Origin of the sequence: Streptomyces sp. LMG1-1-1.1, assembly GCF_040815545.1 — a bacterium.
In the GTDB taxonomy this organism is placed as follows: domain Bacteria; phylum Actinomycetota; class Actinomycetes; order Streptomycetales; family Streptomycetaceae; genus Streptomyces.
Genome location: NZ_JBFPNH010000021.1, coordinates 336,381 through 361,614, shown reverse-complemented (window position 1 = coordinate 361,614; position 25,234 = coordinate 336,381). Strand labels below are relative to the sequence as shown.

Below are 25,234 nucleotides of genomic sequence, written 5' to 3'. Positions count from 1 at the left end.
CGGGCGCCTGGGCGCTAGGGTTTTGGGTATCCATTCGGGAAGGTGCTTCTTCCTCAGTGGTCAGGCCCTCGCACTGGGATGGCCGTCCCGGCGAGGGCCGACGCATGTCTGCGTTCGGCTCTGTTGGGCAGAGCGTAGATCAAACAACCCACCACTTAGCCAGCCGAGTTGGCGTTCTTCACTCGTGTGAGTGAGAGCCCGCTTCCGGGAGGGAAAGGGTGGGGCTTGGTGGGGTTTCTTTCTCTCTCGGGTTACTCATGGAGACCGACCACGGCACCGGTGACCAGCGGCTTGGACCCCGGTGGGCCGGTGACGTCGAACTCGGCCCGCACGCTCTTCTGCGGTGCGGGCCCGAGCCTCACATCCCACCGGTGCGGCTCTTGACCCTCACGTGACGTCAGGCCGCATAGTCGGGGCCGTGGAAGATCACTGGACCGTGGGACGCGTGGCCGACCTGGCCGGCGTGAGCGTCCGCACGCTGCATCACTACGACGAGATCGGGCTCGTGCGTCCGTCGGCGCGGACCGCGGGTGGCTACCGGGCCTACGCGGCGGGCGACGTCGAGCGGCTGCGGGAAGTGCCGGCCTACCGGCGGCTGGGCTTCGGTCTGCGGGAGGTCGCGGAACTCACTGGGGGGACCCGATAGCGGGGCTGCGCGAGATGCGGCGCGTGGCCCGCCGCGTGGTGGTGCTGACGTTCGACGCCGACGAGCCCGGATGGCAGGACCGGTTCTGGCTCACCCGCGACTACCTGCCCGAGTTCGCCACCGTCCTCGCGGAATTTCCCTCACTTGCGGGGATGGCCGACGCGATCGGTGCCCGCACTGAGCCGGTGCCCATCCCGTGGGACTGCACTGACGGCCTGTTCGAGGCGTACTGGCGCAGACCGGGGGCGTATCTGGAGGAACACGTCCGCCGTGCGATGTCGGTGTGGACGAGGGTAGGGCCGGACGCCGAGCAGCGGGCGGTGCGAAGCCTCCGCGACGACCTCGACTCCGGCCGGTGGGCCGAGCGCAACAGCGACCTCGCCCACCTCGACACGGCAGACCTCGGCCTCCGCCTGCTCATCGCCTGAAGGAGCACCGGTCCGAATTTTCGCGCGGGTGGTCACACTTCTCGGCCCCGCTCCGTCAGTGGGGTGTCCGGCTCGGTCGAGGCGGACACGGAGAGGCTGAAGGAGCCGTCGCGATGTTCGCCGAGATGTCCACCACCGCTGTAGTCGTCACCGCCGTCGCCGCGTTCATGGCCGGGTTCTCGGGGGCGTCGATCTTCTTCAAGGCGAAGTTCGTCGTCGAGCCGCTCGCCGAGTACGGGGTGCCCCGGTCGTGGTGGAACCTGCTCGGCGCCGCCAAGGCCGCCGGCGCCGTGGGGCTCGTCGTCGGGTTCTGGGTGCCGGTGATCGGCACTCTGGCCGCGATCGGGCTGGTCCTCTACTTCACCGGGGCCGTGATCACCGTGCTCCGCGCCCGCGCCTACGGCCACGCGGCCTTCCCGCTGATCTACATGGCCCCCGCCGCCGCGGCCCTCGCTCTGACCTGGTGACGGCGGGCACGTACGGCGAAGGCCGCCGCCCCCCTGCGGAAGGGGGACGGCGGCCTTCGCCGTGTACGGACGAGCGGGCTCAGTCCTTCTTCTCCTCAAGGCGCGGGAAGAGGACCGCGCCCTTCGTGACCGTGGCGCCGGCGGGGAGCTTGCCCCACGTGGCGGCGTCCTGGACCGGCTGCGCGGCCAGGGCGCCCAGGGAGGCCTCGGCGCCCAGGGAGTCCCAGAGGGCCTGCGAGGTCTCGGGCATGATCGGGTTGAGGAGGACGGCGACGGCGCGGAGGGACTCGGCGGCCGTGTAGAGGATGGTCGCCAGGCGGGCCCGGCCTTCCTCCGACTCGTCCTTCGCGACCTTCCACGGCTCCTGCTCCGTGATGTAGCCGTTGACCTGCTTCACGAAGTCGAAGATCGCCAGGATGCCGGCCTGGAAGTCCAGCTCCTCGCCGATCTTGGCGTCGGCGGTCGCGACGGCCTTGGCCAGGCCCTCGTGGACCGCCTTCTCCGCGTCGCCGTCGGCCGTCGAGGCCGCCAGCTCGCCGCCGAAGTACTTGCCGACCATGGCGGCCACGCGGGAGGCGAGGTTGCCGTAGTCGTTGGCCAGCTCGGAGGTGTAGCGGGCGGAGAAGTCCTCCCACGAGAACGAGCCGTCGCTGCCGAAGGCGATGGCGCGCAGGAAGTACCAGCGGTACGCGTCCACGCCGAAGTGCGAGGTCAGGTCCTGCGGCTTGATGCCGGTCAGGTTCGACTTCGACATCTTCTCGCCGCCGACCATCAGCCAGCCGTTGGCCGCGACCCGGCCGGGGACCGGCAGGCCCTGCGCCATCAGCATCGCCGGCCAGATCACCGCGTGGAACCGCAGGATGTCCTTGCCGACCAGGTGCACGTTCGCCGGGAACGTCTCCTCGAACTTCGCCGGGTTCTCGTTGTAGCCGACGGCCGTGGCGTAGTTCAGGAGCGCGTCGACCCACACGTAGATGACGTGCTTGTCGTCCCACGGGATCGGGATGCCCCAGTCGAACGTCGAGCGCGAGATGGAGAGGTCCTGCAGGCCCTGCTTGACGAAGTTCACGACCTCGTTGCGGGCCGACTCCGGCTGGATGAAGCCCGGGTTCGCCTCGTAGAACTCCAGCAGCTTCGGGCCGTACTCGCTCAGCTTGAAGAAGTAGTTCTCCTCCTTGAGGATCTCCACCGGCTTCTTGTGGATCGGGCACAGCTTGGTGCCGTCCTCCGCCTCGATGAGGTCCCCGGGGAGCTTGTACTCCTCACAGCCCACGCAGTACGGGCCTTCGTAGCCGCCCTTGTAGATCTCGTCCTTGTCGAACAGGTCCTGCACGAACTCCTGGACGCGGTCCGTGTGACGCTTCTGCGTCGTGCGGATGAAGTCGTCGTTCGCGATGTTCAGGTGCTCCCAGAGGGGCTTCCACGCCTCCTCGACGAGCTTGTCGCACCATGCCTGGGGCGTGACGTCGTTCGCCTCGGCCGTGCGCATGATCTTCTGACCGTGCTCGTCCGTGCCGGTGAGGAACCACACCTTCTCGCCGCGCTGACGGTGCCAGCGCGTGAGCACGTCGCCTGCGACGGTCGTGTAGGCGTGGCCCAGGTGAGGAGCGTCGTTGACGTAGTAGATGGGGGTCGTGACGTAGTACGCCTTCGACCCCTGCTTCTCGGTTCCAGTGGCCGCCATGGCCGAAATCCTAACGGGCCGACGAAGCTCCCCCCACATCGATAAACCCCGGGGGCGGCCCGTGGCGGGCGACGGGGGTGGTGGCGACCCTGCCGGTCACCACCACCCCCGTCACCGCCCGAAGCGCGGGCCTCAGAACTCCAGGCCGGTGAGCAGCCCCCGGTAGAACGCGGCGTGCGCCGTCTCCACCGGGGTCGCGCCCGCGAAGTACACGCCGGTACGGGGAGTGCCGTCGAGCTTCCGCAGGAAGTCGAAGGCCTTGTTGTCCTCCTCGCCCCACACCACGAACCGCCACTGCAGCGGACGGTCCGCCGCCTCGGCCAGCGCCTGGGTGGCCGCCGTCTTCGACTCCGGCGCGCCGTCCGTCTGGAACACCACCAGGGCCGGACGCGTCGGGTCGGCCTTCTCGTGGTGGGCCAGGACCTCCTCCACGGCACGGTGGTAGTTCGTCCGGCCCAGACGGCCCAGGGTGCCGTTGACCTCCTCGACGCGGGTCGGCGTCAGGTCGGCCGGAGCCAGGTCGACGGTCCCGTCGATGTCCGTCGAGAAGAACACCGTCGTGACGGTCGCCGCCTCGTCGAGGTGCGCCGCCAGCGCGACCGTCTGCTCCGCCAGCCGCTGCACCGAGCCGTCCTTGAAGTACCCGCGCATCGACCCGGACCGGTCCACCACCAGGTACACCGCCGCGCGCGCCCCCGTCAGCCCCTCCTTCTTCAGGGCCGCCCCCGCCGCCTTGTACGCCTCCGCAAGCTGCGGCGCCCCGGCCTTCACCTTCCCGAGCGCCACCGCGGGCCCCTCCGAGCCCCCGGCACCCTGCGCCTCGGCCTCCGGCTCCACCGGAGCGTCCTCGGCCTCGGCCGTGACGTCCTCGGGAGCGACGTCGACCGTGACCTCCTCGGGAGCGGCCTCGACCTCCGGCTCTGCCGGGGTGGGCTCGGCGTCGGAGGTGACCTCCGCGGGCGTGGGCTCGGCGTCGGCTTCGACCTCGGCCTCCGGCGCCGGCTCCGTCGCGTTCGCGTCGGCCTCCGTCGTGCCGGCTGCCTCGGCCTCCGGCAGCTCCTCGACCGCACTCGCGGTCGCCTCGGCCGGCTCCTCCGCCTCGTCGGCGGCGGGCGTCTCCGGGGCCGCGTCGGCCGCAGCCGCCTCCGGCTCCGCCTCGTCGGTGGTGCCCTCGGGCTCCGCGTCGGCGTCAGCCGTGGTCACCGCGTCGGCGGCACCCTCGGGCTGGGTCTCTGCCTCGGCCTCTGCCTCGGCCTCCGCCTCCGTAGGCGTGTCGGTCGCGGCCACGGGCGCGTCCGTCGCCTCGGCCTGGCTCGTGGCGTCAGCGGCCACCTCGGCCTCGACTGCTTCCGTCTCGACCGTCTCGACCGTCTCGACCGCCTCGGGCGCCTCGACCGCCTCGGCGTCGACCGTCTCCGGCTCGCTCGCCTCGACGGCAGCGACATCCACCGAGTCACCCGCGTCGGCGGCAGCCGCGTCCGCCGGGGCCGCGTCCGCCACGTCCACCGAGGCCGCGTCCGCCGTGTTCACCGGGGCCGCGTCCGCCGTGTCCGCCGTGTCGTCCGCGGTGCGGGCCTTGGGGATCTGGGGGTTGTCGAAGGCCTCGGCGACGAGTTCGTCGGCTTTGCGCTGGGCGGCGGCTTCGGGGGTGTCGGGGGACGGGGAGGGGGTCTCACGCGTCTGGGACGGGACGGAGGTTGCCGGGGATTCCTCGCGGTCCCGGCCGAACACCTTGCGCAGCATGCTCCGAATACCCATGGGCGAACCCTTTCGCATGAGATGGGGTGCGGTGTGAATGTCCGTACTGGGCGTTTCGGGACGATCATCCCTGGCCAGGGCGGACACGTAAGGTTAGCGGCCAGTTCAAGCCTCCTCGATGACCCGGTCGCCCGAGGTTGCCGCGGATTCATTCGGCGTTCACCCGGCAGCCGTCCGGGTGCAGAGGTCCACACATAGCGTCACGGCCGAAGGATTCCCGACAGCTTGTCGGCGCGGTGTGCGCCGGAGGAGGACGACGTGCGCAAACTGCTGCCGCTGCTGAGCATGAACAACCACGGAGGCGGGCGTTCCGCTCTCACCTGCCGGTACCGCTGTGGGGACGCCTGCTTCCACGAGGTGCCGAACACGAGCGACAACGAGTACGTCGGCGACGTCATAGCCGGGGTGCTGTCGCGGCGTTCGGCGCTGCGGGCGGCGGCGGTCGTGACGGTGGCGTCGGCGGCGGGCGGGGCCGTGGTCCTGGGGAACGCGCCGGTCGCGGAGGCGACGCCGGCCGGGCACGGGAAGCCCGGGGCGGTCGACGGGGCGCGCGGGCTTCGGTTCGCGCCGGTCGCGCCGAACACGGAGGACCGGGTGACGGTCCCGGAGGGGTACGCGCAGAACGTGGTCATCCGCTGGGGCGAGCCCATCCTGCGGGGCGCGCCGGCGTTCGACTCGGAGAAGCAGACGGCGAAGGCGCAGGCCGGGCAGTTCGGTTACAACAACGACTTCCTGTCGCTGCTGCCGCTGCGGGGCGAGCACGGCCGGCAGGTGCTCGTGGCCAACCACGAGTACACCGACGAGGTGCTGATGTTCCGCGGCTACGACGCCGCGAACCCGACGCGCGAGCAGGTGGAGATCGCCTGGGCGGCGCACGGCCTGTCGGTCGTGGTGGTGCAGGAGGAGCACCGCAGCGGGAAGCTCACCCCGGTCACGCGGCACCACCTGAACCGGCGGCTGCACACGACGAGCGAGTTCGAGGTCACCGGTCCGGCCGCGGGCAGCGCCCTGCTGAGGACGTCCGTCGACCCGACCGGCCGCAAGGTGCTCGGCACGCTGAACAACTGCGCGGGCGGCACGACGCCGTGGGGCACGACGTTGCACGGCGAGGAGAACTTCAACCAGTACTTCGCGAACGGCAGCTCGGCGACGGACAAGCGGTACGGCGTCGGCACCGGTGCGACCGAGCGGAAGTGGGAGCGGTTCGACAAGCGCTTCGACCTGAAGCAGGAGCCGAACGAGGTGCACCGCTTCGGGTGGGTCGTCGAGCTCGACCCGTACGACCCGGAGTCGACGCCCCGCAAGCGCACCGCGCTGGGCCGCTTCAAGCACGAGGCGGCGCAGCCCCGGCTCACCGAGGACGGCCGTCCGGTCGTGTACATGGGTGACGACGAGCGGTTCGACTACTTCTACAAGTTCGTGTCGAGCAAGCGGATGAAGAAGGGGAACTCGCGGTCGGCCCGTGAGCACAACCTCACCCTGCTCGACGAGGGCACGCTGTACGTCGCCAAGCTGACCGGCGACTCGCCGGCCGCGGAGATCGACGGCACCGGGAAGCTCCCGAACGACGGCGAGTTCGACGGCTCCGGCGTGTGGATCCCGCTGGCGACCGGCGACGTGTCGCACGTGCCGGGGATGACGGCCGAGGAGGTGTACGTCTTCACGCGTCTGGCGGGCGACAAGGTCGGGGCCACGAAGATGGACCGCCCCGAGGACGTGGAGCCGTCGCCGCGCAGCGGCCGGGTGTACGTGGCGCTGACCAACAACTCGAACCGCGGCAAGGCGGGTTACGCGCCGGCCGACGAGGCCAACCCGCGCAACGCCAACAAGCACGGGCAGATCCTGGAGCTCGCCGAGCACTGGGACGACCCGGCCTCGGACGGTTTCGCGTGGCGGCTGTTCCTGGTGGCGGGCGACCCGAACGACCCGGCGACCTACTTCGCGGGCTTCCCGAAGGAGAAGGTCTCGCCGATCTCCTGCCCGGACAACGTGGCCTTCGACCCGCACGGCAACCTGTGGATCTCCACCGACGGCAACCAGCTCGGCTCGCACGACGGCCTGTTCGGCGTCGCGACGCGCGGCGAGCGGCGCGGTGAGCTCAAGCAGTTCCTGACGGTGCCGCGCGGCGCCGAGACCTGCGGTCCGATCGTCCAGGACCGCCGGGTCCTGGTCGCCGTCCAGCACCCGGGTGAGATCGACGGCGCGTCGGTCGAGAAGCCGGCCTCGGTGTGGCCCGACGGTCCGGGGAAGATCGTCCGGCCGTCGGTCGTCTCCGTCTGGCGTACGGACGGCCGCGACATCGGCGTGTGACGCGGTAAGGGCCCCGGACGGGGCCCCGGAGGGCCCGGGGAGGGTCTGGGGGCGGAGTGTCACGCCACCCCCAGGCCCGCCCTGAACCGTACGAACTGTTCCTCCGGGTCGCCCGTGTACGCCCAGGGCACCCAGGCCGCCCGGGCGCCGAGCAGGGCGAGGACGTCGCGGGCGATCTCGACCTGGCCGGCGTAGCAGGCGGCGTGGGCGAGGAAGTTGAGGTCGGCGACCTCTTCGGGGGCGACGGGGCGCGCGGGGTCGCGGCCGCCGATCCAGCGGGCGTGGGTGCGGCGGAGTTCGGTGACCGCGAGTTCGTGCTTCCAGTGCTGGTCGAAGCCGCGGACGGGCCCCCGGCCGAGTGCCCCGTCGGCGATGTACCGGTACTCCTCGACGCGGGCGACCTGCACGAGGACGGGGAGCGGCGAGCCGGGCGGGGCGACGCCGGCGGCGTCGCGGGCGAAGTCGTACATGCTGCCGTGGGTGCCGTGCCACCGGGCGGACCAGTAGCGCAGCACCTGGATGTGGCCTTCGGTGTTGTACGGGTCGCGGCGGCGCAACTCGTCGAACCAGTGGCGGAGTTCGCGGCGCGGCACGCCACCCTCGTAGAGCCGGGCGACCGAGAGCAGGGACACCCACGGCATGGGGTCGGCGGGGGCGGCCTCGGCGGCGCTCCGGCAGGCGTCGACGGCGGCGTCGACGCGCCCGCGTTCGAGGGCGGCGCCCCGGCCTGCGGCGATGGCCGCGTCGAAGACCCGTACGACCTCGGTCGCGGCGCGCAGGACGGCGGCGTCGGGGTTGCCGGGTTCGGCGGCGCGCCAGGTCTCGACGGTGGAGCTGCCGGCGGCGGCGTGCGAGAGGAGCCGCAGGCGGTGGGTGCGGCGGGCCCAGTCGACACCGGTGCCGGCGAGCAGGTCGCGTACGCCCTGCCAACGGCCGATGACGATGTCGTGGCGCGCCTCGGTCAGGGCCCGGTCCCCGAAGTCCGGGTCGAAGTCGGGCGCGAAGCGCTCCGGTCGGGCCGGGCGCGCGGAGCGGCGGCGTACGGCCATCGGGGGCCTCCTTCGGGTTCGGCTGCCGTCGGAAGTCGCCACGTCCCAGGGGAGCGGGGCGGGGTCTGGGGGGGTCGCCCGCCGCACTCGGCGGGGGCGGGTTCGGGCGTTGCGACCCGGGGTGCGGGGTCTGCGGTCGTGGTGTCCCCGGGGTGCGGGGTCTGCGGTCGTCGTGTCCCCGGGGTGCAGGGCGGGGGGTCAGAAGTCGGTGGCGTAGCTCTTCTCGTGGTCGCCGGTGCGGGCGTGGGGGGTCGCCGGGCCGGAGTCCTGGGTGGCGGCGAGGGCGCGGGCGGCGTCCAGGCGGGCGGGGCGGTAGTAGTCGCTGCCCTTGCGCCAGTAGACGACGAGCGGGACGACGCCGAGGAGCAGTCCGCCGAGGCCGATGACGAGGGCGGTCGAGGAGAGTTCGCCGAGCGATTCGACGAAGGCCCACAGCATGAACCCGGAGCCGAGCAGCGGCCACAGGCCGCCGAGGATCAGGTTGCGTGCGGAGCGCAGCAGCAGCGACTTGTAGGCGACGGCGGCGGCGATGCCCGCGAGCCCGTAGTAGAAGGCGATCTGGAGGCCGATCGCGGCGACGGCGTCGCTGAGGATGCGCTGCACGGAGCCGGCGGCCGCGGCGGCGGCGAACATGACGAGGGCGGCGGCGCCGACGGTGGCGATGGCGACCCACGGGGTGTTCCAGCGGCGGTGCACGGTGCCGAGCGCGGCGGGCAGGGTCCGGTCGCGGCCCATCGCGAAGAGCGAGCGGGTGACCTGGAGGAGGGTGGTCTCCAGGGTGGCGACGGTCGACAGGAGGACGGCCACGACGAGGAGCTTGCCGCCGACGCCGGGCCAGATCTCCTGGCCGAGGACGGCGAGGACGTTGGGTCCGGCGGTGCGGATCTCCTCGGCGCTCAGCAGCACGTTCACGGCGACGGTGAAGGCCTCGAAGAGGACGAACACGAACCCGACGCCGACGAGCGCGGCGAGTCCGGCGGTCCGCCGGCTGTCGCGGGTCTCCTCGCTGAGGTTGCTGGTGACGTCCCAGCCCCAGTAGTAGAACGCGGCGATCAGCGCGCCGGCGGCGAAGCCCTCGGGTCCGTCGAACCGGTCGAGGGCGAACCAGGACCAGTCGAAGGCGGTGGCCCGGCCCCGGTGGGCGACGGCGGCGAGGACGAAGGCGAGCAGGATCAGCATCTCGACGCCGGACATGATCAGTTGCGCCCGTACGGTGAGCCGGGCGCCGCCCAGGACGACGAGCAGCATCATCAGGAACCAGCCGGCGCCGACGGCGGCCGCCAGCGGGGTGTTCGAGGCGAGGTCCGGGTCGATCAGCGAGAGCGTGAGGGAGCCGGCGGGCAGCGAGCCGGCCACCATGAACACGGTGGCGGCGAAGACGAGCGCCCAGCCGGAGAGGAAGCCGAGGAAGGGGTGGAGGGTGCGGCCCACCCACGAGTAGCCTGCGCCGGCGTTGACGTCGATGCGGCCGAGGCGGGCGTAGGCGAGGACGATGCCGAGCATCGGTATCGCGCAGTACAGCAGGGCCGCGGGTCCGGCGTAGCCGACCGCGCCGAAGAGGACGGCGGTCGTCGCGGCGAGCGAGTACGCCGGGGCGCTGCCGGCGACGGCCATGACGATGGTGTCGAAGGTGCCGAGGACGTTGGGCTGGAGCCCTCTGTTCGTGGTGGTGCGCATGGCGGGTCCTCGGGGCGCGGGGGGCAGGGCGAAGTGGCCCGTTCGCCGTGCCGGTTGCCGACGGCGGTGGGCGCGGATCACGGTGAATCGAGCGCATCGTAGTCGCCCGGGTGGCTTCCGGTAACGGCGGTGGGGAAGGTTCCGTTCCGTGACCGCCGGTAAGTCCGCCGGTACGCCCCCTTGGGGAGGTTTACCGCAGGTCGGGACTGGCGATGGCGCGGGCCGCGCGGACTTCCTGACGGAGCGGTTCGAGGACTCCGCTCTCGTCGCCGGGCAGCTCGGAGCGCACCTCGACGAGGGTGTCGGAGGCCCGCAGCCCGTCCGCGAGTTCCCGCAACTCGCCTTCCACGGCGGCGACCTCGGCCGGGTCCGGAGCCGGGGCGCCGTGGTCCACGCGGATCCGGGCCGCCGTCGTCGCGTCCACGATCCGCTCGACGGCCACCACGAGGGGCCACCAGGCCGCGGCCCGGGTGCCGGTGGGCGGCGGCTCGGTCAACGCGCGCTGGAACTCGGAGCGTACGGTCGACAGGTCCCGGTACAGCTTCCGCCGGGCCCGGTGCCGGTCAGCGCGGGCGGTCCCCTCGGCGCTGTCCCCGAAGGCCCGTGCCACGTAGGCGGCGGTGTCGGCGACCGCGTCCGCGAGCCGGTCCCCGATGCGCGTGTGCCAGGACTCCGGCCACAGGAGGTAGCCGGCGACCAGGGCGATGGCGCAGCCGATCAGCGAGTCGTAGAGCCGCGGCATGACCAGGTCGAAACCCTGGTGGTTGAGCGTGTCGGAGAGCAGCAGGATGACCGGGGTGATGGCCGCCGTCTGGAAGGCGTACCCCTTCGCCGAGAACGCCGGGATGAGCGCCCCGAGCACGACCATCACCGGCACGTCCCACCAGCCGCGCGGCACTTCGGACAGCACGAACGCGGCGAGCACGAGACCGGCCGCCGTGCCGGCCGCCCGCAGCACCGCACGCGAGAACACGGACCCGAAGTCCGGCTTCATGACGAACGTGACCGTGAGCGCGACCCAGTACGAGCGGGGTACGGCGATCAGCGACACCAGCGCCTGCGCGAGCCCGATGCACAGCGCCAGCCGCAGCCCGTACCGCCAGGACGCCTCGGAGAACAGCACCGCCCTCGCCGTGCGGCGGGCCCGCACCCGCAGCGCGGCCGGCCGCCCGAGCCGGTCGTCCACGTTGTACGGGTCGGGGTCCGTCTTGTGCACGACGGCCGCCGCGTGCCGCAGCGCGTGGTCCACCGCCCGCTCGGCGGGCCGCTCCGGTACGGGCAGGTCCAGGTCCGTGGCCCCGGTGCGCCCCTCCTCGACGGCGTCCGCCAGTTCGCGTACGGCCGCGGGGATCGCCGCCGGCAGCGGCCCGATCAGCCGCGCCCGCAGATGCGCGGCGGGCGCGGCCTCCAGGAGCGGGATGAGGACGTTCAGCTGGGAGAGCAGCCTGACCAGGTTCGGCGCCCGGCCGTGCTCGCGGGCCCTGCGGGCCAGGATCAGGTCGTAGGACTGGTTCAGGGAGGCCGTGACGTCCTGCCGCCGCTCGTCGTACGCGTCCGTGCCCGTCGCCTCGTACAGCCCGGCCAGGGAGCGGTACGTCGCGGCCACGGCGGCGCGCTCCGGGGCGGCGCGGCGCAGCGGCCAGCCGAGGAGCGTGAGGACGAGGACGAAGAGCCCGCCGAGGGTGAGGAGGAGGGGCGCCTTCCACCAGGGGCCGGGCACGGGGAGTCCGGCGCCGACGACGCAGTTGAGGAGCAGCAGCAGCCCCGACACGGAGGCGACGGCACCGATCGACGAGATCATCCCGGAGACCAGCGCGACGAGCGTGAGCGCGCCGACGGCGACCCACCCGTGGCCGAACACGAGGGTTCCCAGCGTCACGCCCAGCGCGCCGAACAGCTGCGGCACCGCGATGTTGAACACCCGCATCCGGTACGCGTCCGCGGTGTCCCCGATGACCCCCGACAGGGCGCCCATCGACACCAGCGCCCCGTACTCCGGCCGCCCCACGGCCAGCCCCACCGCCAGCGGCGCGGCCAGCGCCACCGCCGCCCGGACCACCGCCGCCCACGGGACCGGGGTCGGTGCCGGCTTCCACCCGGCGGTCAGCCATGCGGGCGGGGCGAGCCGGGCGGAGAGATCGGACCGATCGGGGCGTGCCATGTCCCCTAACGTACGTCGGTCCGGCCGTCGGACCGTTCAGACCGTGTGGTCGACGAGGAAGACGTCGAGGGACTGCGTGACGAGGTCGATCTGGTTGGCGAAGGACCTGGTGAGCACGGTGCTGGACGAGGAGTAGACCATCCCGACCGGGGTCCGGTCCGGAGTGAAGGTCCACACGATCGCGCCGGAGTCTCCCCTCGCGCTGAAGGGAGGCGGGCTGATGGTGCCGGTGGCGTCGATGACGATGTCGCCGGAGAAGTAGGCGTTCTGGTTGCCGTAACGCACCCAGTGGGAGCCGCCGATCTCCTTGACGGTGCCGACCGTCGTCTCCGTCGTGCGGCCGCCCTTGAAGACGATCATTCCGATGGTCGCCGCGGCGGTCGTGGTGCTGATGGGCACCTCCACCGGGCTCAGCACTCCGGTGGTCAGGACGTTGGGGCTGACACGCTTCGGGACGGCCCAGGCGGTCGCGCAGTCGACCGAGTTGATGAAGCCTCCGAACTCGATCCGGGTGAACCGTTCGAGCACGGCGATCAGGTCGTTCGGACAGGAGCCCGAGTCGAATTGCCCTGGCTGGGAGATGCACGTTCCCAGCGTCGCCGTGTTGGAGTCCGCGATGACGTGGTTGCAGCTGATGAGGAGCGTTCTCAGGTCGCGCGGGAACGACCGGCCCGTCGCCAGGCAGCCCAGCGTGCCGGCGGACGCCGGCGTGACGGGCGTGCTGATCGAGATGCCGCCCGGTGCGGGTCTGCTCTTGAAGGTGTATCCCGTGGCCTCGATCTCCCCGGTGACGACCGGGATGACCGGAACGTTCGGGGAGGCGGCGACCCGCACGCCCAGTTGCTCGACGAGCACTTCCTCGACGGCGTCCGCGCTCCTCGGGCGGGTCAGGTAGACGCTCAGCGTGGGCTGACCCGGTTCGATGTGGCTGCTGCGGAGACCGTATTCGGAGGGGAGGGCCCGTCCGATGCCGACGCCCTGGATGTTCAGTTCCTCGGTGAGGCCTTCCAGGGTCTGGACTCCGCTGCGCAGCTCGCCCTGACCGCTCAGGATCCCTTCGATCGCGGCTCGCGCGTCGACGAGTTCCGTGGGGAATTCGTCGGGGTCGAATCCGAGGTGATCGGACGTCACCTCCGGTTGCCGGAATTCCACGTCCTCGCCGGAGGACGCGAAGTCATCGGGTGGTGGTTCGTTGATTCTGGGCACGACAGCCTCCTGGAAGGTTCTGGAGTGAATCAGTCGTGTGAATCGAGCGCCGTGAACCGTGCGCCATGAATCAAGCGTAGATCCGCGCAGGAGAAGATCGCACGTCAGTTGCGGTAGGACTCGACTTCGGAGGCGGGGCGGACGGCGGCGGTGTCGGGGTCCTCGCCGAACTCGGACTTGGCGCGGCGCTGGCGGAGCAGGTCCCAGCACTGGTCGAGGCGTACCTCGAGGTCGGCGAGGCGGGCGCGTTCCTCGGGGAGGAGGCCGCCGGTGCGCTGCCGGAGGGTGCGTTCCTCTTCGACGAGGGCGCCGATGTCGTCAAGGATCTCCTCGTTGTCCATGCCTTCCAGGGTGGCGGATCAGGGCGGGGTGCGCAGGTCGAGCGTGGCGATGACGGCGCGGTGGTCGGAGCCGGCGACGTCGGCGAAGCGGACGGACCGGACGTGGAAGGCGTCGCTGACCAGGACGTGGTCGATCTGGACGATCGGGGGGAGGGGGCCTTTCAGGGGCCAGGTGGGGGTGCGGCCGGCGCCCGCCGTCCGGGCCGCGTCGCGGAGGCGGCCCGTGTCGAGGACGGCGCGGAAGGCGGCGTGGTCCTGGGAGGCGTTGAAGTCGCCGGCGACGACGGTGGGGCCCGTCTGCCGGGCGGCGGTGTCGGCGATCCGGCCGAGTTCACGCGTCCACAGGGGTACCTGGTGGGCGAGCGGCGGCATGGGGTGGGCGAGCTGGAGGCGTACGGGTACGCCGGCGATGTCGGCGGTGGCGCCGGGCATGCCCATGGTGGCGGGGATCGTCGCGCGGTCGGCGAGCGGGTAGGCGCTGAGGAGTACGGAGCCGGCGGAGCCGTCGGCTCCGACGGTGGCGTGGTGGGGGAGCTCGGCGGCGAAGGCCGTGGTCAGGGTCTGTCCGCAGGCGCGGTCGCATTCGGACACGAACACGAGCTGGGGGTGTTCCCGACGGACGATGCCGGTCAACGCGTCGGTGCCCAGGCCGACTTCGACGTTGGAGGCGATGACCTTGACCCGTGCGAGGGGTCGGCCCGGGGGGTCGGTGGTCCGCGGGGGGTAGGGCAGGGAGGCCCAGGCGGTGGCGGCGAGGACCACGGCGGCGAGGAGGCAGAGGCCGCGGCGGTCGGCCGCGGCGGCGAGGAGCGCGGCGAGTGCGGCGGGGACGGTGAGCCAGGGGAGGACGGCGAGGAGTTGGGGGACGGGGGTGACGGCGTCCGTGTCGAGGAGCCGGCATCCGGTGACCAGGGCGGGGGCGGCGAGGAGCAGCACCGCGGCCCAGGCGGCGTGACGGCGCCTGGGCGGGTGCGGCGCGGCGTCCGCCGGCGGGACGCCGTTCAGTGGCGGAGCGCCTGCGCGATGTCGGCCTTGGTGGCGCCGGTGAGGGTGCGGTTGCTGCGGGCGGTGCCGGATTTCGACGCGCCGGGTTCGACCCCGTTGATGGCGACCACGACGGCGTCGAGGAGGTTTCCTTCGTCGTCGCGGAAGTTGACCAGGATCGTGTAGTCGGCGCTCTGGTCCTTGGGGTTGGTCGCCGTGATCTCGGCGACGGTGCGGTCCCCGTCGGTGCCGGTGGCGCCGGCTTTGACGTCGCCTCCGGCGTTGACGCCGTCCTTGACCTCGTTCATCTTCTCCTGGGCCGCCGAGGCGACGGCCGCGGTGGCGGAGGAGATGGCGTTGCCGGCGGCGTCCTTGGCGGCGTCGCAGCCGGTGAGGGCGAGGGCCGTGGTGGCGGCGAGGGCGAGGGCGAGTCCTGTGGTGCGTCGGGTGGTGGTCATCGGGCGCGGCCTCAGAACGTCTCGTCGGTGCCGTACGCGTCGTCCGTGGCCAGGGCCCAGATCACGAAGATCGAGACGGCCATGGAGAAGAGCGCCCACCAGGGCTGGTACGGGAGGAAGAGGAACTGGAAGAGGATGTTGAGCGAGGCGAGGGAGATACCGGCGATCCGGCCCCACTCGGCGCCCTTGAGGATCGCGGCGCCGGTGATGGCGATGATGACGCCGAGGATGAGGTGGATCCAGCCCCAGGTGGTGAGGTCGAACTTGAAGACGTAGTCGCCGACGCGGGTGTAGATGTCGTCCTCGGCGATGCCTGCGATGCCCTGGAAGACGTCCATGAAGCCGGTGACCAGCATGAGGACGCCGGCGAAGAGGGTGCCTCCGGACGCCCAGGCGCCGGCGGAGCTCTGCTTGCGGGGTGCGGTGTTCTGGCTCATGGCCCCATCGTGCGAGCGTTCGTACGATCGCGAACTTTCAGCTGGGCCGAACGAGTGAGCGGAGGAAGGCGTCGAGCGCCGCGTCGAACTCCTCGGGCCGTTCGAGGTTGGGCAGGTGGGCGGCCCGTTCGACGACGACGAGGGTGGAGTGGGGCAGCAGGGCGTGCATGTCCTCCGCGTCCGTGACCGGGGTGTACGTGTCGTCCCGGCCGACCACGACGAGCGCGGGGACGGTCGCGGCGGCGAGGGTCTCCCGGTAGTCGGGGCGTTCGGCCCGGCCGCGGAGCGCGGCGGCCGCGGCGACCGGGTCGGTGGCGCACATCATGCGGTGGACGTGGGGCGCGGCGTGGGTGTTGTACGGGGCGACCATCCGGTCGAGGACCTCGTCGGCGTATCCGCGCATGCCTTCCTCCAGGAGGCGGTCGGCCATGGCGTTCCTGGCCCGCTTGCCGTCCTCGGTCTCGGCGGCGGGGAAGGTGTCGGCGAGGACGAGGCCGCGGACGCGTCCGGGGTGGCGGCGGTAGAGCTCCATGGCGATCTGGCCGCCCATGGACAGGCCGGCGAGGACGCACTCCTCGATGCCGAGCTCGTCGAGGAGTTCGACGAGGTCCTCGGCGAACTCGCCGAGGTCGGTGGAGGCGGTCATGGCGCCGAGCGGGGTGTCCCCGTAGCCGCGCAGATCGGGGGCGATCACGCGGTGGGTGCGGGAGAAGCGCTCGATCTGGGGCTGCCACATGGTGTGGTCGAAGGGGTGGCCGTGGACGAGGAGGAGGGCGGGGCCGGTGCCCCGGTCCTCGTAGAAGACGCGGGTGGCGAGGTTGTCGAAGACGGGCATGTCCGCAGGCTAGGCAGCCCCGCGGACTCGGTGCAATAAGATCTTTGCTCTCGGTGCAATGGGCCGGGAGCGTGAGGGCTCCCGCTGTCCGGGGAAGGGGTTCCGGGTGGACGAGTACCGGCGGATCGCCGACCGGGTCGAGGCGGCCGTACGGGAGGGCCGGCTGCGGCCCGGCGACCGGCTGCCGCCGCAGCGGGTGTTCGCCCGCCGCCACGGGATCGCGAACTCGACCGCGATCCGGGTGTACGGGGAGCTCGCGCGCCGGGGCCTGGTCGTCGGGGAGGTCGGGCGCGGCACGTTCGTCCGGTCCGCGCCGCCGCTGCCCGGTCCCGCGCTCGCCGAGGCGACCGGGATCGCGCCCGTCGACCTCCAACTCAACTACCCCGTCGCGGAAGGCCAGTCGGAGCTGATGGCCCGCGCGCTCGCCGCGCTCGCCCGGCCCGACGTGCTCACCGAGGCCGTCTCGGGTCCGGCCGCCGCGACCGGCACCCCGGAGGCCAGGGAGGCGGCGGCCGCCGTACTCGCCCGGCCCGGCTGGGCGCCCGACCCCGAGCGGGTCCTCTTCGCCGGGAACGGCCGGCAGGCCATCGCCGCCGCGCTCTCCGCGCTCGTCCCGCCCGGCGGTCGCCTGGGCGTCGAAGCGCTCACGTACCCCCTGGTCAAGGCGGTCGCCGAGCGGCTCGGCATCCGCCTCGTACCGCTCGCCCTCGACGAGGAGGGCGTACGCCCCGAGGCGCTCGCGGCGGCCCACCGGGCGGCGCCGCTCGCCGCCGTCTACCTCCAGCCGACCCTGCACAACCCGCTGTCCGCGACCGCCGGCGAAGGGCGGCGGGCCGAACTGGCCGAGCTGCTGCGGAGCCTGGACCTGACGGCCGTCGAGGACACCACCTGGGCCTTCCTCGTGCCGGACGCGCCCGCGCCGCTCGCGGCCCACGCGCCCGAGCGGGTCCTGCTCGTGGACAGCCTCTCCAAGCGGCTCGCCCCGGGACTGACCGTCGGCTACCTCGTGGTGCCCGGCCGGCTGCGGGCCGCCGTCGCCGACGCCCTGCGCTCCGGCGCCTGGACGGCGGGCGGTCTGGCACTCGCGGCCGCCACCCGCTGGGCAGGGGACGGCACGGTCGCCGAGGCGGTCGCGGCGAAGCGGGCCGAGACGGAGGCCCGACACGCCCTGGTCCTCCGCCGACTCGACGGTTTCGCCCTCCGCACCTCCCCGCACGCGTACTTCTGCTGGTGGGAACTGCCCCCGTCCTGGCGGGCCGAGACCTTCACGGCCGCCGCCGCCGACCGCGCGGGCGTGGCCGTCACCCCGGGCAGCGCCTTCGCGGTCGGCGCCGGCACCGCTCCCGACGCCGTCCGCGTCGGCCTCGCCTCACCGCCCCGCGCGGTCCTCGACGGGGCGCTGACCCGCCTCGCGGAGCTCGCGGCGAAGCCGGGATGAGCACCGGGCCCGGCGGCGGCTTCCGGTGGCGGGGTGGGTGCCGGGCCTGACGGCGGCTTCCGGCCGGGCGCGAGCCGCGCCCGGCGGCGGCTCCGGACGGGCGCCTGCCGGGCGGTCCGTCGGCTGATCCACTTGCGGCCCGTCGGGCGCGGGTGTGCTCTGGAGGGTGCGGGAACCAGGGGGGCCAGAGACGAAGGAGCTCCTGCCATGGCCGCACACGCAGCGGTGCCCGCCGGGCGCCGGATCAGCACCCACGGCTGGGGAGGCCCGGTCGCCATCGGCGTCCTGTACGGCCTCTACGCGGCCACCGTCGCACGCCACGGCGGCCCGACCACGCTCGGACAGCTGTGGCTCGGCCTGATCTCCGCGGTCGTCCTCGCGGTGTCGATCCGCACGCTCCATCGACACGGCCGCGCCCTCCCCCGCGAACTGCACGCCGCCGCGTGGGGCTCCCTGTCCGGCATCGCGGTCGGGTTCCTCTTCAGCCTCTCCGACGCCAGCATCCTGTCCTCCAGCGGCCTCGGCCTCGCCTTCGGCGCGGTCAACGCGGCCGGTGCCTACTACATGTACTACACGCACGAGGACGCCCAGGGCCGCCCCGCGCCGTACTGACCTCCGCTCCCGCCTCCGGGGCGCCGGACCCACGGGCCCGGCGCCCCGCCGTGCCCGCGGGTCCGGCCTGGCGGGACCGCACGGGCCGACGGAGACTGGGAGGAGCGGCCTGAGGGAGGAGACGGGATGACCGACCTCGCCATCGAGACCGAGGGCCTGGTCAAGGTCTTCGGTACGAACCGCGCCGTCGACGGCGTCGACCTGCGGGTCCCCGCCGGAACCGTCTACGGGGTCCTCGGGCCCAACGGCGCCGGCAAGACCACCGCGGTGAAGATGCTCGCGACCCTGCTCCGCCCCGACGAAGGCAGGGCCAGGGTCTTCGGCAAGGACGTCGTCGAGGACGCCGACGCCGTGCGCGGCCGTGTCAGCCTCACCGGGCAGTACGCCTCCGTCGACGAGGACCTGACCGGCACCGAGAACCTCGTCCTGCTGGGCCGCCTCCTCGGCCACGCCCGCCCCGCCGCCCGCGAGCGCTCGGCGCAGCTGCTCACCGCCTTCGGTCTGGAGGAGGCCGCCGACCGGCAGGTCAAGAACTACTCGGGCGGCATGCGGCGGCGCATCGACATCGCCGCGTCCATCCTCAACACCCCCGACCTGCTCTTCCTCGACGAGCCGACGACCGGACTCGACCCGCGCAGCCGCAACCAGGTCTGGGACATCGTCCGCGCGGTGGTCGCCCAGGGCACCACCGTCATGCTCACCACCCAGTACCTGGACGAGGCGGACCGGCTGGCCTCCCGCATCGCCGTCATCGACCACGGGAAGGTGATCGCGGAGGGCACCAAGGGCGAGCTGAAGGCATCCGTCGGCTCCGGCTCGGTGCACGTGCGGCTCCGGGACCCCGGGCAGCGGCCGGCGGCCGAGCGGGTCCTCGGGGAGGCCCTGAGGGCGGGCGTCCAGCTCGACCCCGACCCGGTCGCGCTCACCGCCACCGTCGACGGCCACGGCACGGACCTCGGCGCCGCCGAGCAGGCCGCGCGGGCGCTCGCGGAGCTGGCGGGGGCCGGGATCGCCGTCGACGACTTCTCGCTCGGACAGCCCAGCCTCGACGAGGTGTTCCTGGCGCTCACGGACAGGAAGGGAACGACGGCATGACCACCGTCACCACCGGCAAGGACAAGCGGGCCGCCGACACCGCGGACTTCGTCGCCCCCCGGGCCGACGAGCTCGCGGCCCTGCTCGTGGGACGCTCCCGCCCGCCGCGCCCGAGCGCCCTCTCCGCCTCGATGACCTTCGGCTGGCGGGCCATGCTCAAGATCAAGCACGTGCCGGAGCAGCTCTTCGACGTGACGGCGTTCCCGATCATGATGGTGGTGATGTACACGTACCTCTTCGGGGGCGCGCTGGCCGGTTCGGTCTCCTCGTACATCCAGTTCCTGCTGCCGGGCATCCTCGTGATGAGCGTCGTGATGATCACGATGTACACCGGGGTGTCCGTCAACACCGACATCGAGAAGGGCGTCTTCGACCGCTTCCGCACGCTGCCGATCTGGCGGCCCGCGCCGATGGTCGGCTATCTCCTCGGCGACGTCGTGCGCTATCTGATCGCCTCCGCCGTGATGCTGACGGTCGGCATGCTCATCGGCTACCGGCCGGACGGCGGGGCCGTCGGCGTGGCGCTCGGGGTCGTGCTGCTGCTGGTGTTCTCGTTCGCGTTCTCGTGGATCTGGACCATGTTCGGGCTGCTGCTGCGCAGCGAGAAGTCCGTCATGGGCGTCTCGATGATGGTGATCTTCCCGCTGACGTTCCTGTCCAACGTCTTCGTCGACCCGAGCACGATGCCGGGCTGGCTCCAGGCCTTCGTCAACAACAGCCCGGTGACCCATCTGGCCACGTCGGTGCGGGAACTGATGGCGGGCGAGTGGCCGGGCGCCGACATCGCGTGGACGCTGGGGTGGTCGGCGCTGTTCGTGGTCGTCTTCGGCGCGGTGACGATGCGCCTCTACAACCGCACGTAGGACGCGGGCCGGCCGCGGGCGGACCTCCCCCGGTCACTTGCCCCGCGGGGTGGTCTGCTGGACCGCCCAGCGGTTGCCGTCCGGGTCGGCGAAGTGGACGAACGAGCCCCAGGGCTGATCGTCGATGGCGCCGACCTCGACGCCCCGGGCGGTGAGGTCGGCGTGCGCCTCCTCGATGTCCGCGACGACGACCTGCATGTTGTCGAGGGAGCCCGGGGCCATCTCCGTGATGCCCTTGCCGAAGGCGATCGAGCAGGCCGAGCCCGGCGGGGTCATCTGCACGAAGCGGATGTCCTCGCTCACCGGGATGTCGTGGTCGGTGTGGAACCCGACCCGCTCGTAGAAGGCCTTGGCCCGGTCGATGTCGGTGACGGGCACGCCGATCAGTTCCAGCTTGATGTCCATGAGGGCATCATGCGCCCGGCGCTGGACCGGCGCACGGCGTGCCGGAGCTAGCCGGGATCAATCCAGGCGAAGGTCGGCCAGCTGCCGCTCGAAGGGGACGACTTCCTCCTCGTCGGCCTGTCGGGACGGCCGCGCCGCGACCGCGTCGGCGAGCTCCTGACCCGCCCGGGTGATCCGGGACGGCAGCCCGTCGGTGTACTCGTCGCCGCCCGAGCCCCAGTCCTCCGAGGCCGCGTAGACGGCGGTCGGGATCGTGGCGGCGCGCAGGTAGGCGAAGAGCGGCCGCAGCGCGTGGTCCAGGACCAGCGAGTGGCGGGCGGTGCCGCCGGTCGCCCCGACGAGCACGGGGGTTCCGGTCAGCGCGGTCGGGTCGATCAGGTCGAAGAACGACTTGAACAGACCGCTGTACGAGGCCGTGAAGACCGGGGTCACCGCGATGACGCCGTCCGCGCCGGTCACCGTGTCGATCGCCTCCTGGAGCCGCTCCGAGGGGAAGCCGGTGACGAAGTTCTTCGCGATGTCGACGGCCAGGTCGCGCAGTTCGACGACCTGGACGTCGACGGCGTACTCCTGCTCGGCGAGCCGGTAGCGGGCCGCCTGGAGGAGCCGGTCGGCGAGCAGTCGGGTGGATGAGGGGGCGCTGAGTCCGGCGGACACGGCGACCAGCTTCAACGTCTGCACGGGGGTCAGACCTCCTCGGTGGTGCGGGTGACGGCGGGGTGGAGCGGGGCGGTCTCCGGCACTCCGGCCGGGCGCAGGTTCGCGAACTCCTTGCGCAGCACCGGGACGACCTCCTCGCCGAGGAGGTCGAGCTGCTCCAGGACGGTCTTGAGGGGCAGCCCGGCGTGGTCGACCAGGAACAGCTGGCGCTGGTAGTCGCCCACGTAGTCGCGGAAGGACAGGGTGCGTTCGATGACCTCCTGCGGCGAGCCGACGGTCAGCGGGGTCTCCCGGGAGAACTCCTCCAGGGACGGGCCGTGGCCGTAGACCGGCGCGTTGTCGAAGTACGGGCGGAACTCCCGTACCGCGTCCTGCGAGTTCTTGCGCAGGAAGACCTGGCCGCCGAGGCCGACGATCGCCTGCTCGGGGGTGCCGTGGCCGTAGTGCGCGTACCGCTGCCGGTAGAGGCGGACCATCTTCTCGGTGTGCTGCTTGGGCCAGAAGATGTGGTTCGCGAAGAACCCGTCGCCGTAGTACGCCGCCTGCTCGGCGATCTCGGGGGAGCGGATGGAGCCGTGCCAGACGAACGGCGGGACGCCGTCGAGCGGACGCGGGGTGGACGTGAAGCCCTGGAGGGCGGTGCGGAACTTGCCCTCCCAGTCGACCACGTCCTCCCTCCACAGCTTGTGGAGGAGCGCGTAGTTCTCGATGGCGAGCGGGATGCCCTGGCGGATGTCCTGGCCGAACCACGGGTAGACCGGGCCGGTGTTGCCGCGGCCCATCATCAGGTCGACGCGGCCGTCGGCGAGGTGCTGGAGGGTCGCGTAGTCCTCGGCGATCTTCACCGGGTCGTTGGTGGTGATCAGCGTCGTGGACGTGGACAGGATCAGGTTCTCGGTGCGGGCCGCGATGTGCCCGAGGAGGGTGGTGGGGGAGGACGGCACGAACGGCGGGTTGTGGTGCTCGCCGGTCGCGAAGACATCGAGCCCGACCTCCTCGGCCTTGAGCGCGATGGCGACGGTGTTCTTGATCCGCTCGTGCTCCGTGGGGGTACGGCCGGTGGTGGGGTCGGTCGTCACGTCGCCGACGGTGAAGATCCCGAACTGCATCGTGCTCACCTCTCGCGGGATGGTGCCTCGCGGCTATTGGTTGAATCTTAAACTGTCACGTCCAACGGCGCGACCCCCCGGCCTATTCCCGGCCGTACCCTGGACGCCATGACCGAGAAGACGTACGACAACGAACGCTGGAAGGAGCGGGGCGTCATGCTCCGCGTCTTCGTCTACGTCTTCGCGACCCACGCCTTCGCCGGCTTCGTATGGCTCCTCTTCTACGTGGGACAGAACGCCCAGAAGTGACCGACCGGTAAGGGTCCGGCGAGGCCCCGCGCGCGCTCACGTAAAGTCCCGGACGTGAACGCTGCGATATCGGTGGTGTCGGTCGTCGGGATCGGCGCGGACGGCTGGGACGGGCTCCCCGGGAACTCCCGCGAGGTCCTGCGCGACGCCGAGGTCCTCATCGGAGGCCCCCGCCAGCTCGATCTCCTCGACCCCGCCGAGTGCGGCGGCGAGCGGATCGCCTGGCCCACGCCCCTCCGCCCCGCCGTCCCCGGACTGCTCGCGGCCCACGAGGGCCGCGCGGTCGCCGTCCTCGCCAGCGGCGACCCGTCGTTCTACGGCATCGCCCGCACCCTCGCGGAGACCGTCGGAGCCGACCGCCTGCGCGTCCACCCGCACCCGTCCTCCGTGTCGTACGCCTGCGCCCGGCTCGGCTGGGCCCTGGAGGCCGTCGAGACCGTGTCGCTGGTGGCCAGGCCCCTCGCCGCGCTCGCCGCCGCCCTCCACCCGGGCCGCCGGCTCCTCGTCCTCGGCGAAGGCCCCGGCACCCCCGCCGAGGTCGCCGCACACCTCCGCGCGACCGGCTGGGGCGGCACCCGCATCCGGGTCCTCGAACAGCTCGGCGGGCCCCGCGAGCGGATCCTCGACGCCACCGCCGCCGCCTGGCCGCACGCACGCACCGACGCCCTGCACGTGCTCGCGCTGGACTGCTCCCGCGACCCCGGCACGCTGCGGCTCGGCGCGACGCCCGGCCTCCCCGACGAGGCGTACGAACACGACGGGCAGCTCACCAAGCGGTACGTGCGCGCCGCCACGCTCGCCGCGCTCGCACCCGCCCCCGGCGAACTCCTCTGGGACATCGGCGGCGGCTCCGGCTCCATCGGCATCGAATGGATGCGGACCCACCGCTCCTGCCGGGCGCTCGCCGTCGAGAAGTCCCCGGAACGCGCCGCGCGCATCACCCGCAACGCCGACGCGCTCGGCGTCCCCGCCCTGCGCGTCGTCACCGGCCCCGCCCCCGCCGCCCTCGCGGGGCTCCCCACACCCGACGCCGTCTTCATCGGCGGCGGCCTCACCGCGCCCGGGCTCCTCGACGCCTGCTGGGACGCGCTCCCCGCCGGCGGGAGGCTCGTCGCCAACACCGTGACCCTGGAGTCCGAGGCGCTGCTCGCCGACCGCTACCGCCGCCACGGCGGCGAACTGATCCGGCTCGCGGTCTCCGCCGCCGTCCCCGTCGGCGGCTTCACCGGCTGGCGCCAGGCGATGCCCGTCACCCAGTGGTCCGTGACCAAGGGCTCCGGGACCCCGGGCTCCGTCACCGACGGCTCCGGGACCCAGGACTCCGTCACCGATGGCTCCGTCACCGACGGCTCCGCAACCAAGGAAGAGGAAGCATGACCGTCTACTTCATCGGAGCGGGCCCCGGCGCGGCCGATCTCATCACCGTGCGCGGTGCGCGGACCCTGGCGAAGTGCGGCACGTGCCTCTACGCCGGCTCGCTCGTCCCCACCGAGCTGCTCGCCGAGTGCCCGCCGGACGCCACCCTGATCGACACCGCCCAGCTGGACCTGGACCGGATCGTCGCCGAGATCGCCCGCGCCCACGAGGCCGGCCACGACGTGGCCCGGCTGCACTCCGGCGACCCGTCCGTCTTCAGCGCGGTCGCCGAGCAGATGCGCCGCCTTGACGCGCTCGACATCCCGTACGAGGTCGTGCCCGGCGTCCCGGCGTTCGCGGCGGCCGCCGCCGCGCTCAAGCGGGAACTGACCGTGCCGACCGTCGGCCAGACCGTCATCCTCACCCGCATCGCCCAGCAGGCCACCCCGATGCCCGAGGGCGAGGACCTCGCCACCCTCGGCCGCAGCGGCGCCCTGCTCGTCCTCCATCTGGGTGCCCGCTACGTCGACCGGATCGTCTCCGAGCTCGTCCCCCACTACGGCGCCGACTGCCCGGCCGCCGTCGTCGCGATGGCCAGCCGCCCCGACGAGCTCGTCCTGCGCGGCACCCTGGAGGACATCGCGGACCAGGTGCAGGCCTCGGGCATCACCAAGACGGCCGTCATCCTCGTCGGCCGCACCCTCGCCGCCTCCGAGTTCCGCGACAGCCACCTGTACGACCCGGCCCGCGACCGCCACACCTGCTGACGCGCCCGGCGGCACCGCCAGGGCCCCGGCACGACGACCGCGGACACGACGACCGCGGACACGACGACCGCGGACACGACGGCGGCTGATACGACGACCGCGGACATGACGACGGCCGGACCCCCACACGGGTCCGGCCTACGTCACTACGTCACCGCCACGACTCAGGCATTGGGCCGCTTGCCGTGGTTCGCCTTCTTCTTCTTGCGGGCCCGCTTCTTGTTGCCGCGCTTGGCCAT

The 25,234-nt window shown here is 72.5% G+C and carries 24 protein-coding genes and 1 pseudogene; 10 read left to right on the top strand and 15 right to left on the bottom strand.

Annotated features, from left to right (window positions below; translation table 11 throughout):
- Positions 1–436 precede the first annotated feature (436 nt).
- Together MRBLMG1_RS12325 and MRBLMG1_RS12320 are read left to right on the top strand one after the other, a co-directional pair.
- Positions 437–1,074 (top strand): annotated as a pseudogene (locus MRBLMG1_RS12325) (MerR family transcriptional regulator).
- Positions 1,075–1,187: 113 nt separating this feature from the next.
- The gene (locus MRBLMG1_RS12320; RefSeq protein ID WP_367823567.1) at positions 1,188–1,541 is read left to right on the top strand and encodes a DoxX family protein; all 354 of its coding nucleotides are present in this window, start codon (positions 1,188–1,190) and stop codon (positions 1,539–1,541) included.
- Between the two features lie 79 nt (positions 1,542–1,620).
- Here MRBLMG1_RS12320 and metG read toward each other — a convergent pair whose 3' ends face one another.
- Positions 1,621–3,225, bottom strand: a complete 1,605-nt coding sequence (gene metG / locus MRBLMG1_RS12315; protein WP_367823565.1) for a methionine--tRNA ligase — start codon at positions 3,223–3,225, stop codon at positions 1,621–1,623.
- A gap of 132 nt (positions 3,226–3,357) precedes the next feature.
- A complete protein-coding gene (locus MRBLMG1_RS12310; protein ID WP_367823563.1) occupies positions 3,358–4,983 on the bottom strand; it encodes a VWA domain-containing protein in 1,626 nt (541 codons plus the stop codon).
- Between the two features lie 258 nt (positions 4,984–5,241).
- Here MRBLMG1_RS12310 and MRBLMG1_RS12305 point away from each other — a divergent pair, with 258 nt between their 5' ends.
- A complete protein-coding gene (locus MRBLMG1_RS12305) occupies positions 5,242–7,293 on the top strand; it encodes a PhoX family protein (RefSeq protein WP_367823561.1) in 2,052 nt (683 codons plus the stop codon).
- A 59-nt stretch (positions 7,294–7,352) separates the two neighbouring features.
- Here MRBLMG1_RS12305 and MRBLMG1_RS12300 read toward each other — a convergent pair whose 3' ends face one another.
- The 9 genes from MRBLMG1_RS12300 to MRBLMG1_RS12260 form a co-directional block, all read right to left on the bottom strand.
- The gene (locus MRBLMG1_RS12300) at positions 7,353–8,342 is read right to left on the bottom strand and encodes a hypothetical protein (protein WP_367823559.1); all 990 of its coding nucleotides are present in this window, start codon (positions 8,340–8,342) and stop codon (positions 7,353–7,355) included.
- 198 nt (positions 8,343–8,540) lie between these two features.
- Complete coding sequence (locus tag MRBLMG1_RS12295; RefSeq protein WP_367823558.1) at positions 8,541–10,019, bottom strand: APC family permease; 1,479 nt, start codon at positions 10,017–10,019, stop codon at positions 8,541–8,543.
- A 190-nt stretch (positions 10,020–10,209) separates the two neighbouring features.
- Positions 10,210–12,180, bottom strand: coding sequence for an FUSC family protein (locus MRBLMG1_RS12290; RefSeq protein WP_367823556.1), 1,971 nt, complete (start codon positions 12,178–12,180; stop codon positions 10,210–10,212).
- Between the two features lie 36 nt (positions 12,181–12,216).
- Positions 12,217–13,386, bottom strand: coding sequence for a hypothetical protein (locus MRBLMG1_RS12285; RefSeq protein ID WP_367823554.1), 1,170 nt, complete (start codon positions 13,384–13,386; stop codon positions 12,217–12,219).
- Between the two features lie 104 nt (positions 13,387–13,490).
- Positions 13,491–13,727, bottom strand: coding sequence for a DUF2630 family protein (locus MRBLMG1_RS12280; protein WP_367823553.1), 237 nt, complete (start codon positions 13,725–13,727; stop codon positions 13,491–13,493).
- An 18-nt stretch (positions 13,728–13,745) separates the two neighbouring features.
- Positions 13,746–14,663, bottom strand: a complete 918-nt coding sequence (locus MRBLMG1_RS12275; RefSeq protein WP_367823551.1) for an endonuclease/exonuclease/phosphatase family protein — start codon at positions 14,661–14,663, stop codon at positions 13,746–13,748.
- A gap of 65 nt (positions 14,664–14,728) precedes the next feature.
- On the bottom strand, positions 14,729–15,169 hold the full coding sequence (locus MRBLMG1_RS12270; RefSeq protein WP_367823549.1) for a hypothetical protein: 441 nt from the start codon (positions 15,167–15,169) through the stop codon (positions 14,729–14,731).
- An 11-nt stretch (positions 15,170–15,180) separates the two neighbouring features.
- Positions 15,181–15,606, bottom strand: a complete 426-nt coding sequence (locus MRBLMG1_RS12265) for a DUF7144 family membrane protein (RefSeq protein WP_367823547.1) — start codon at positions 15,604–15,606, stop codon at positions 15,181–15,183.
- A 37-nt stretch (positions 15,607–15,643) separates the two neighbouring features.
- Positions 15,644–16,441 (bottom strand): alpha/beta fold hydrolase, encoded by a 798-nt coding sequence (locus MRBLMG1_RS12260; protein ID WP_367823545.1) that lies wholly within the window; start codon positions 16,439–16,441, stop codon positions 15,644–15,646.
- 106 nt (positions 16,442–16,547) lie between these two features.
- Between MRBLMG1_RS12260 and MRBLMG1_RS12255 the strand changes: the two genes are divergently transcribed.
- The 4 genes from MRBLMG1_RS12255 to MRBLMG1_RS12240 all read left to right on the top strand — a co-directional run bounded on the left by MRBLMG1_RS12255 (position 16,548) and on the right by MRBLMG1_RS12240 (position 20,449).
- A complete protein-coding gene (locus tag MRBLMG1_RS12255) occupies positions 16,548–17,879 on the top strand; it encodes a PLP-dependent aminotransferase family protein (protein WP_367823543.1) in 1,332 nt (443 codons plus the stop codon).
- A 207-nt stretch (positions 17,880–18,086) separates the two neighbouring features.
- Positions 18,087–18,491 (top strand): hypothetical protein, encoded by a 405-nt coding sequence (locus tag MRBLMG1_RS12250; protein ID WP_367823541.1) that lies wholly within the window; start codon positions 18,087–18,089, stop codon positions 18,489–18,491.
- Between the two features lie 126 nt (positions 18,492–18,617).
- On the top strand, positions 18,618–19,586 hold the full coding sequence (locus MRBLMG1_RS12245) for an ATP-binding cassette domain-containing protein (protein ID WP_367823540.1): 969 nt from the start codon (positions 18,618–18,620) through the stop codon (positions 19,584–19,586).
- Positions 19,583–20,449 carry an ABC transporter permease gene (locus tag MRBLMG1_RS12240; protein ID WP_367823538.1) on the top strand — a complete coding sequence of 289 codons (867 nt, stop codon included), beginning with the start codon at positions 19,583–19,585 and terminating at the stop codon, positions 20,447–20,449. Before MRBLMG1_RS12245 ends, MRBLMG1_RS12240 begins: the two co-directional genes overlap by 4 nt.
- Before the next feature lie 33 nt (positions 20,450–20,482).
- On the opposite strand, the gene MRBLMG1_RS12235 is transcribed toward MRBLMG1_RS12240, so the two are convergent.
- Genes MRBLMG1_RS12235 through MRBLMG1_RS12225 form a run of 3 tightly spaced genes read right to left on the bottom strand, consistent with a single transcriptional unit; the run spans position 20,483 to position 22,623 of the window.
- Positions 20,483–20,854, bottom strand: a complete 372-nt coding sequence (locus MRBLMG1_RS12235) for a VOC family protein (RefSeq protein ID WP_367823536.1) — start codon at positions 20,852–20,854, stop codon at positions 20,483–20,485.
- Between the two features lie 57 nt (positions 20,855–20,911).
- On the bottom strand, positions 20,912–21,544 hold the full coding sequence (locus MRBLMG1_RS12230) for an FMN reductase (protein ID WP_414721571.1): 633 nt from the start codon (positions 21,542–21,544) through the stop codon (positions 20,912–20,914).
- Entirely contained in the window at positions 21,541–22,623 is a 1,083-nt protein-coding gene (locus MRBLMG1_RS12225; protein ID WP_367823532.1) for an LLM class flavin-dependent oxidoreductase, read from the bottom strand. Before MRBLMG1_RS12225 ends, MRBLMG1_RS12230 begins: the two co-directional genes overlap by 4 nt.
- Before the next feature lie 108 nt (positions 22,624–22,731).
- On the opposite strand from MRBLMG1_RS12225, the gene MRBLMG1_RS12220 reads away from it, so the two are divergent.
- Genes MRBLMG1_RS12220 through cobM form a run of 3 tightly spaced genes read left to right on the top strand, consistent with a single transcriptional unit; the run spans position 22,732 to position 24,995 of the window.
- Positions 22,732–22,872: a DUF6126 family protein gene (locus tag MRBLMG1_RS12220; protein ID WP_367823530.1), complete on the top strand. Its 141-nt coding sequence runs from the start codon at positions 22,732–22,734 to the stop codon at positions 22,870–22,872.
- Positions 22,873–22,926: 54 nt separating this feature from the next.
- On the top strand, positions 22,927–24,249 hold the full coding sequence (gene cbiE, locus MRBLMG1_RS12215) for a precorrin-6y C5,15-methyltransferase (decarboxylating) subunit CbiE (RefSeq protein ID WP_367823528.1): 1,323 nt from the start codon (positions 22,927–22,929) through the stop codon (positions 24,247–24,249).
- On the top strand, positions 24,246–24,995 hold the full coding sequence (gene cobM / locus MRBLMG1_RS12210; RefSeq protein ID WP_367823526.1) for a precorrin-4 C(11)-methyltransferase: 750 nt from the start codon (positions 24,246–24,248) through the stop codon (positions 24,993–24,995). Before cbiE ends, cobM begins: the two co-directional genes overlap by 4 nt.
- A 164-nt stretch (positions 24,996–25,159) precedes the next feature.
- Here cobM and MRBLMG1_RS37300 read toward each other — a convergent pair whose 3' ends face one another.
- Positions 25,160–25,234, bottom strand: a complete 75-nt coding sequence (locus MRBLMG1_RS37300) for a 50S ribosomal protein bL37 (RefSeq protein ID WP_099895366.1) — start codon at positions 25,232–25,234, stop codon at positions 25,160–25,162.